9 protein-coding genes are annotated in these 7459 nt (G+C 71.3%); 1 reads left to right on the plus strand and 8 read right to left on the minus strand.

Features of this window, described 5'->3' with window-relative positions:
• Nucleotides 1-807, plus strand: an 807-nt coding sequence (locus JWQ91_RS07815; protein WP_297782299.1) for a DUF5915 domain-containing protein, incomplete at its 5' end; no start/stop codon positions are given.
• Nucleotides 808-1026: 219 nt separating this feature from the next.
• On the opposite strand, the gene JWQ91_RS07820 is transcribed toward JWQ91_RS07815, so the two are convergent.
• From JWQ91_RS07820 to murC, 8 genes are all read right to left on the minus strand, one after another.
• The gene (locus JWQ91_RS07820) at nt 1027-1821 is read right to left on the minus strand and encodes a DivIVA domain-containing protein (protein ID WP_297782300.1); all 795 of its coding nucleotides are present in this window, start codon (nt 1819-1821) and stop codon (nt 1027-1029) included.
• A 122-nt stretch (nt 1822-1943) separates the two neighbouring features.
• Nucleotides 1944-2195 (minus strand): YggT family protein, encoded by a 252-nt coding sequence (locus JWQ91_RS07825; RefSeq protein ID WP_297782301.1) that lies wholly within the window; start codon nt 2193-2195, stop codon nt 1944-1946.
• Between the two features lie 45 nt (nt 2196-2240).
• Complete coding sequence (gene sepF / locus JWQ91_RS07830; protein WP_297782302.1) at nt 2241-2747, minus strand: cell division protein SepF; 507 nt, start codon at nt 2745-2747, stop codon at nt 2241-2243.
• A gap of 40 nt (nt 2748-2787) precedes the next feature.
• Nucleotides 2788-3486, minus strand: coding sequence for a YggS family pyridoxal phosphate-dependent enzyme (locus JWQ91_RS07835; protein WP_297782303.1), 699 nt, complete (start codon nt 3484-3486; stop codon nt 2788-2790).
• Nucleotides 3483-4202, minus strand: coding sequence for a polyphenol oxidase family protein (locus tag JWQ91_RS07840; protein ID WP_297782304.1), 720 nt, complete (start codon nt 4200-4202; stop codon nt 3483-3485). The genes JWQ91_RS07835 and JWQ91_RS07840 overlap by 4 nt, the downstream gene beginning before the upstream one ends.
• 6 nt (nt 4203-4208) lie before the next feature.
• The gene (gene ftsZ, locus JWQ91_RS07845; protein ID WP_297782305.1) at nt 4209-5366 is read right to left on the minus strand and encodes a cell division protein FtsZ; all 1158 of its coding nucleotides are present in this window, start codon (nt 5364-5366) and stop codon (nt 4209-4211) included.
• Nucleotides 5367-5522: 156 nt separating this feature from the next.
• Complete coding sequence (locus JWQ91_RS07850; protein WP_297782306.1) at nt 5523-6245, minus strand: FtsQ-type POTRA domain-containing protein; 723 nt, start codon at nt 6243-6245, stop codon at nt 5523-5525.
• On the minus strand, nt 6242-7459 hold a 1218-nt coding region (murC, locus tag JWQ91_RS07855), incomplete at its 5' end, for a UDP-N-acetylmuramate--L-alanine ligase (RefSeq protein WP_297782307.1). The genes JWQ91_RS07850 and murC, both read right to left, overlap by 4 nt.

Here is a 7459-nt window from a genome sequence, read left to right on the forward strand (position 1 = left end):
CCCGTCACCCCCGGCGCCCCGGAGTCCGTGCACCTCGCCGCGTGGCCCGTGGCCGACGAGAGCCTGATCGTCGACGGCCTGGGTGCGCGGGTCGACCTGGCGCGGCGTGTCACCGAGCTCGGACGTGCAGCGCGTGCCGAGGCGAAGGTCCGCACCCGGCAGCCGCTGCGCCGCGCACTGGTGGCCTCCGGCGCCTGGCAGCAGCTGGGCGACGACCTGCGCGCCCAGGTGTGCGAGGAGCTCAACGTGGGGACGCTGGAGTCGCTCGCCGACGCCGACGGCGATCTGGTCGACCACTCGGCCAAGGGCAACTTCCGCAACCTCGGCAAGCGCTTCGGCAAGGAGACCCCGCAGGTCGCCGCGGCGATCGCGGCGGCCGATGCGGGGGCGCTGGCCGCCTCGCTCGCCGCCGCGGGCACCGCGACGGTCGACCTCGACGGATCGCCGGTCGAGGTCGGACCCGACGACGTCATCGTGTCCGAGCGTCCACGCGAGGGCTGGTCGGTCGTCAACGACCAGGGCGAGACCGTCGCGCTCGACCTCGAGCTGGACGACGAGCTACGCCTGGCCGGTCTCGCCCGCGAGGCGATCCGCGTCGTGCAGGAGGCGCGCAAGTCCTCCGGCCTCGACATCAGCGACCGGATCACGCTGGCGTGGTCGGCGGACGGTCCGATGGCCGAGGCGCTGCGCACGCACACGGCGCTGATCGCCGATGAGGTGCTGGCCACGTCGATCACCGAGGGCGTCGACGTCCCGGCGTTCACCGACGCCGACCTGGGCCTGTCCTTCACCGTCACGAAGGCCTGACCGCTCCGGCGGGGGACGGACGATGAGGGTCATGGGTAGCCGGACCGGCCCGTAACCCTCATCGTCCGTCCACCCCGTCGCTGCGCCGGACCAACGACGAGGGATCGTGGTAGCCGGAACGACCCGTAACCCTCATCGTCCGTCCGCGCCCCCGTCACGCAGAACGGCCCGCCTCGTTGAGGAGGCGGGCCGTTCCGGGTGCAGCGAGGTGCTGGGGGCTCAGAAGTTCTCGTCGTCGCCGAGCAGCGAGCGTAGACGGCGCGGAGCCGTCTCGGTCGGTGCCTCGACGGGCGTGGAGCTGCTGGTGCTCTCGTTCGCCGCGAGCTGGTCGAGCTGGCTCTGGAAGTAGTTCTTGAGCCGAGCGCGGTACTCACGCTCGTACGCCCGCAGGTGCTCGACCTCGCGCTGGATCTCGTACCGATCGCGCTCGATCGTGGCCACGGCCTGCTGACGACGCTCGTTGGTCTCCTCGTCGAGCTTCTGCGCGCGGATGCGGGCATCGGTCTCGAGTCGGTCGGCCTTTCCACGTGCCTCGTTCGTGATGCGCTCAGCCTTCGCGCGCGCCTCGCCGACCATGCGATCGGCTTCTTCCTTCGCCGCGTCCATGAGCTGGTCGGCGTTGGTCGAGGCGATCTCGAGCAGACGGGCCGCGGCGGACGACGCATCGCCCATCGACGGCGCGGTGCGCACCGGCGGTGCCGGGGCCACGACAGGCGCCGGCTCGGGCTCCGGCTCCGGCTCCGGCTTCTTGGCCTCGACGGGCTCCTGCACAGCGGGAGTGGGCGGGGCCTGCGCGGCGGGGGTCGACGACGAGAGGGCCGGGATCAATCCGGTCGGCTCGCCGGTCGATGCAGCAGCTACCTTGGCGCGAAGTTCTTCGTTCTCGACCGTCAGACGCTCGAGCTCGGCCTCGACCTCGTCGAGGAACTGGTCTACTTCGCCCATGTCATAGCCTTCGCGAAGACGGACTGGCGTAATACGCTTGTTACGCACGTCCTCTGGCGTCAGTGGCATGAGTACACCTCGGGTTTCGGGTTAGTCCTGGGGACTCGGAGTCTCCACCGTACTCGGTAGGAGTTCACTTCTGCCACAGGCGTACCGACATCGGGACATCGGTTCCGCACAGGCGCGCGACGTTAGAAGAAAACGACTCCGACGACGGCGCGCAGGATGTAGATCGCGATGATCAGGATCATCGGCGACAGGTCGAGCATGACCGTGCCGAGGCGCAACGGGGGGATGACGTTGCGGACCGCGCGCAGCGGCGGATCCGTCACCGAGTAGAGCCCCTCGCACAGCACCGCGATGACGCCGCGCGGATGCCAGTTGCGCGCCAGCATCTGAACCCAGTCCAGCACGAACCGGGCGATCAGGAGCAGGAGGGCCACTAGCAGGATCAGATCGAGGACACGCCCCGCTGTTTGCATCTGAGCTCAGTTCTGGTTGAAGAAGCCGCCGGCAGCAATGCGCTGCTTGTCCTCGTCGGTGACCGAGATGTTCTCGGGTGACAGCAGGAAGACCTTGGCGGTGACGCGGTTGATCGAGCCGTGCACCGCGAACACGAGGCCCGCGGCGAAGTCGACGAGGCGCTTGGCGTCGTCGTCGTCGATCTCCGAGAGGTTCATGATGACCGGGACACCGGAGCGGTACTGCTCGCCGACCGTGCGCGCGTCGTTGTACGTGCGCGGGGTGACGGTCTCGATGCGAGCCAGGTCGGACGCGGTCGAGTTGCGACGCTGCGGGCGCTCACGCTCACGCTCGGGTCGGCGGTGGTCGTCGATGCTCGCGACCGGCGCGGGGCGCACGACAGCGGGCTGACGGGTCACGGGCTGGCGGGGGGCCGGCTCGGGCGCGTCGATGTCCTCGTCGTACTCGTCGTCGAAGTCTGCCTGCTCGACGAGGCCGAGGTACTCGCCGACCTTACGCATTGCGCCTGCCATGGTTGCTCCGTGTGTCCGATCGGAAATGACATGTCTGAGATTACCCGCTGGAGGGCCGCTCACCGAGTATCGAGCGCCCGATGCGCAGGTGTGTCGCGCCGGCGGTGATCGCGGCCTCGAAGTCGCCGCTCATGCCGGCGGAGACGATCGCGGCGTCCGGGTGCGTCTCGCGGAGGCGAGCCGAGAGCCGGACGAGGTGCTCGAAGTGCGGCGCGGGGTCCTCGCCGAGCGGCGCGACCGTCATCAGGCCGCCCAGCACCAGGCCCGGGGCGGCCACGATGGCGTCGGCCACCGTCCCGATGTCGTCGGGCACGGCGCCCGCCCGGCCGGGGTCGGTCGCGTCGAAGTCGACCTGCACGAGGCACGTCAGGGTACGCCCGGCGGACTCGGCTCCGCGCGACAGCGCGTTGACGAGCTTGACCCGGTCGACGCTGTGGACGACGTCGGCGTAGCGGGCGACCGCGCCGGCCTTGTTGGTCTGCAGCCCGCCCAGGAAGTGCCAGCGCACGGCGTGCTGCACCTCGCGGGCCTTGTCGCCCGCCTCGGGGTGCCGGTTCTCCCCCATGTCGGTCACGCCGAGCTCCGCCAGGAGGTCGACGTCCGAGGCGGGATGGGTCTTGGTGACCGCGACCAGCGTGATCTCCGACCGGTTGCGCCCCGCAGCGGCGCAGGCGGCCGCGATGCGGCGCTCGGTCTCGGCGAGGCCGGCGGCCAGCTCGTCGCGCCGGTCGCTGCTCATCGGATCACCGCGACGGCGCCGAACCGGCCGGAGTCCTGGCCCTGGCGACGGTAGGAGTAGAAGCGTTCGTCCTCGATCGTGCACTCGTGAGCACCGAGGTCCGTCGCGGGGATGCCGAGCTCGCGCAGCTGTGCCATGACGCCAGCCCCGACGTCGATCGCCGGGGTGCCCCACGACGTGGTCGACCGCGCCTCGGGGACGACCGCCCCGACGGCGTCCGCCATCTCCTCGGGCAGCTCGTAGCAGCGTCCGCAGGCGCGGGGGCCGATGTACGCCTCGAGGGCCTCGGCGCCGCGCTCGCGCAGCGAGCCGACGGCCGCCATGACGACACCCTTGACGAGGCCCTCACGACCGCAGTGCACGACTCCCGCGACGGGCTCGTCCAGCCCGACGATCACGATCGGGGTGCAGTCCGCGACCCGGACCAGCACGCCGACCCCGGGCTCGTCGGTCAGCAGGACGTCGGCGACCGGGATCTCCCCCGCCGCGACCTCGTCGGTCCACGCCACCTCGGCGCCGTGCACCTGGGTCATCCGGACCAGCCGGTCGACGTCGAGCTCCTCGGAGACGAGCTCCAGGTTGCGCCGGACCAGGTCGTCCACGTCACCGTTGGACGTGCCGAGGTTGAGCGAGGACCAGGGGCCCTCGCTCGACCCCCCGTCGCGATCGGTGAACGCGAGCTCGACCCGACCGACCGTCCGCCGGTGCCAGAACACCTCGGCTCAGCGCAGGAAGTCGGGCACGTCGAGGTCGTCGCCGTAGCTCGCCGGCATGGGCTCCGCCGGGATCGTGGCGTTGCCGGCACCGTCCTGCGGCTGCCGGGGTCCGTCGAGGTGCGGGTCGGGCGTCAGGTACGTCTGCGCCCGCTCCGGCTCGGGGGTCGGGGCCGGGGAGTCCTTGAGCAGCGCCGGCTTGCTGGCGTCGCGCAGCATGGGCTCCCCACCGTCGAAGCCGGCCGCGATGACCGTGACCCGGACCTCGTCACCCAGGGCGTCGTCGATGACGGCACCGAAGATGATGTTGGCGTCGGGGTGGACCGCGTCGGCCACCAGGCCGGCAGCCTCGTTGATCTCGAACAGTCCGAGGTCGGAGCCACCGGCGATCGACAGCAGGACGCCGCGGGCGCCCTCGATCGAGGCCTCGAGCAGCGGGCTCGAGACGGCGCTCTCGGCGGCCACCGCGGCACGGTGCTCGCCCCGGGCGGAGCCGATGCCCATCAGGGCCGAGCCGGCGTCCGACATGACCGACTTGACGTCGGCGAAGTCGAGGTTGATCAAGCCCGGTGTCGTGATGAGGTCGGTGATGCCCGAGACACCCTGGTGCAGGACCTGGTCGGCCTGGCGGAACGAGTCGAGCAGGCTGACGTTGGGATCGCTGATCGACAGCAGCCGGTCGTTGGGGATCACGATCAGCGTGTCGACCTCGTCGCGCAGCGCCATGATGCCGGCATCGGCCTGGCCCGAGCGGTTGCGGCCCTCGAACTTGAACGGACGCGTCACGACGCCGATCGTCAGCGCGCCGAGCGAGCGGGCGATGCGGGCCACGACGGGGGCGCCACCGGTGCCCGTGCCGCCACCCTCGCCGGCGGTGACGAAGACCATGTCGGCGCCCTTGATGGCGGCCTCGATCTCCTCGGCGTGGTCCTCTGCTGCGCGCTTGCCGATCTCGGGGTTCGCGCCGGCTCCGAGGCCGCGGGTCGAGTCGCGACCGACGTCGAGCTTGACGTCGGCGTCGCTCATCAAGAGTGCCTGCGCATCCGTGTTGATCGCGATGAACTCGACTCCCTTGAGCCCCATCTCGATCATGCGGTTGACCGCGTTGACGCCGCCCCCGCCGATGCCGACAACCTTGATCACGGCGAGGTAGTTCTGTACCGCCATGGTGTGTCCCTTCCGGGGTGTGTGTTCATTGGGGTGAAAAAGACTGTGGGGCCGGAAACTCTAACCCTGAGGTGGAGGTTTATAGTTATGTCAACCTCTGCCTTAACCAGAACGGTACGCGGGACGGCTCATCGAGCCGGCGCGACACGCCGCGATCTACTTGCGGGTGGTGGGCTGGTCCGGCGCACTGACGTCGTAGCGGCTCGCATCGAGCGTCAGCAGCGAGTCGAGGACCTCGAGCTTGCGGGTTCCCTTCCGGGCACTCCCCCACAGGATCGTGCGGCCGCGGGTCAGGTCGAGGACGATCGAGTCCTTCGTCTCGGCGCTGACCGCCTGGACCTGCCGCCGCAGGGCCTGGTCCTTCTGCGTGATCAGGTCGATGACCGAGGCGACGGCCTCGGTCACCTCGAGGCGCTCGTCCGGGTCCGCGACGGCGATGCTGGCCTCGACCAGCGATCCCGGGGCCCGGGAGTACGCCCGGAAGTCGATGCCGTTGCGGTCGATCCCGCGGGCCCGGCCGCCGATCAGGGACCACATGACGGCGCGGCGCTCGACGATGTCGATCGAGATCGTGGCGGGCCACGAGCGGGAGACGTCGACCGACTCGACCCGGTCCATCGAGGCGATGCGGGCCTTGATCGCCGTGAGGTCGACCCGGGCCAACGGCTCGCCGGCGGGCACCTGCGCCGTGCGCAGCACCTGCTTCTCCTGGAGGCTCGTGCGTCCCGCGACGTCCACGTCGTGCACCGCGAGCACGTCGGAGAACCACACCAGCCAGGTCAGGGTGCCCAGCACGAGGACCGTCGCGGCACCGAGGAGGCCCCGCTTGAGCCGCTGGCGGCGGATGTCGCGCGCGCGAACGGCGAAGCGGTCGCTCACGTCCCGGATCCCAGGGCAGCGAGCACCTCGGGGCCGACCGTCGTGATGTCCCCGGCACCGAGGGTCAGGAGCAGGTCGCCGGGACGCAGCATCGGCACGAGCACCTGCGCCAGCCCCGCGACGGGACCGCCCGGCGTCGCCGCCGTGTCCTCGACCGCCGCGACGATCAGGTCCGCCGTGACGGCCGGGTCCGGGTCCTCCCGGGCGAGGTAGATGTCAGCGACGACGACCAGGTCGGCCGCGGAGAGCGCCCGGCCCATCTCGGCGCCGTAGACGCGGGTGCGGCTCACGAGGTGCGGCTGATAGGCCACGACCAGCCGGTCGGCACCGGCGATCGCCCGGGCGGCCGCCAGGTCCGCGCGGATCTCGGTCGGGTGGTGGGCGTAGGAGTCGTAGACCCGCACCCCGTCGGCGTCGCCGAGCAGCTGCATGCGGCGCTGGGCGCCGGTGTAGGCCGCCAGCCCGGTGACGAGGAGCTCGGCGTCCTGCTCCAGGAGCAGGCCGGCGCCGAGGGCCAGCAGGGCGTCCTGCGCGTAGTGCTGGCCCGGCACCACGAGGCGTACGTGGCCCAGGTCCACGCCGTTCAGCGCCACGTCGAAGGTCGTGGTCGTGCCGTCCACGACGAGGCGGGTGGCGCGCAGGTCGGCGTCCTCGGCGAATCCGGTGAGGAGCACGTCGAGGCCACGCGATCGCGCCGCGTCGGCGAGGTGGCGGGCGCCGGGGTCGTCGGCGTTGAGGACCACGAACCGTCCGACGTTGCCGATGAACTCGTCGAACGCCGCGGCGTACGCCTCGACCGTCCCGTAGTTGTCGAGGTGGTCGGCGTCGACGTTGGTCACGACCGCACCCTCGGGCGCGTAGACGAGGAAGGCCCCGTCGCTCTCGTCGGCCTCGGCCACGAGGAGGTCGCCCGCCCCGAGCCGCGCGTTGGCCCCCAGGCTCGCGACCTCGGCGCCGATCGCGTACGACGGCTCGGCACCCGCCGCGATCAGGGCGCACGTCAGCATCGCCGTGGTGGTGGTCTTGCCGTGGGTGCCGGCGACCGCCAGCGTCCGGCGGCCCTCCATGAGCGAGCGCATCCCGGCCGAGCGGGGCCACAGGCGCAGGCCGCGGCGCTGCGCCTCGACGATCTCCGGGTTGTCCTCGCGGACCGCGGTCGACGCGATGACCGTGTCGACGCCGTCGAGGTGCGGGGCGGCGTGACCGACGTGGCA

Source organism: Aeromicrobium sp. (assembly GCF_025965075.1).
GTDB lineage: Bacteria > Actinomycetota > Actinomycetes > Propionibacteriales > Nocardioidaceae > Aeromicrobium.

Coding starts and splice junctions, on each gene's coding strand:
- JWQ91_RS07820 (WP_297782300.1), bottom strand. CDS start 1,821: ATGCCACTGACGCCAGAGGACGTGCGTAACAAGCGTATTACGCCAGTC.
- sepF (WP_297782302.1), bottom strand. CDS start 2,747: ATGGCAGGCGCAATGCGTAAGGTCGGCGAGTACCTCGGCCTCGTCGAG.
- JWQ91_RS07835 (WP_297782303.1), bottom strand. CDS start 3,486: ATGAGCAGCGACCGGCGCGACGAGCTGGCCGCCGGCCTCGCCGAGACC.
- ftsZ (WP_297782305.1), bottom strand. CDS start 5,366: ATGGCGGTACAGAACTACCTCGCCGTGATCAAGGTTGTCGGCATCGGC.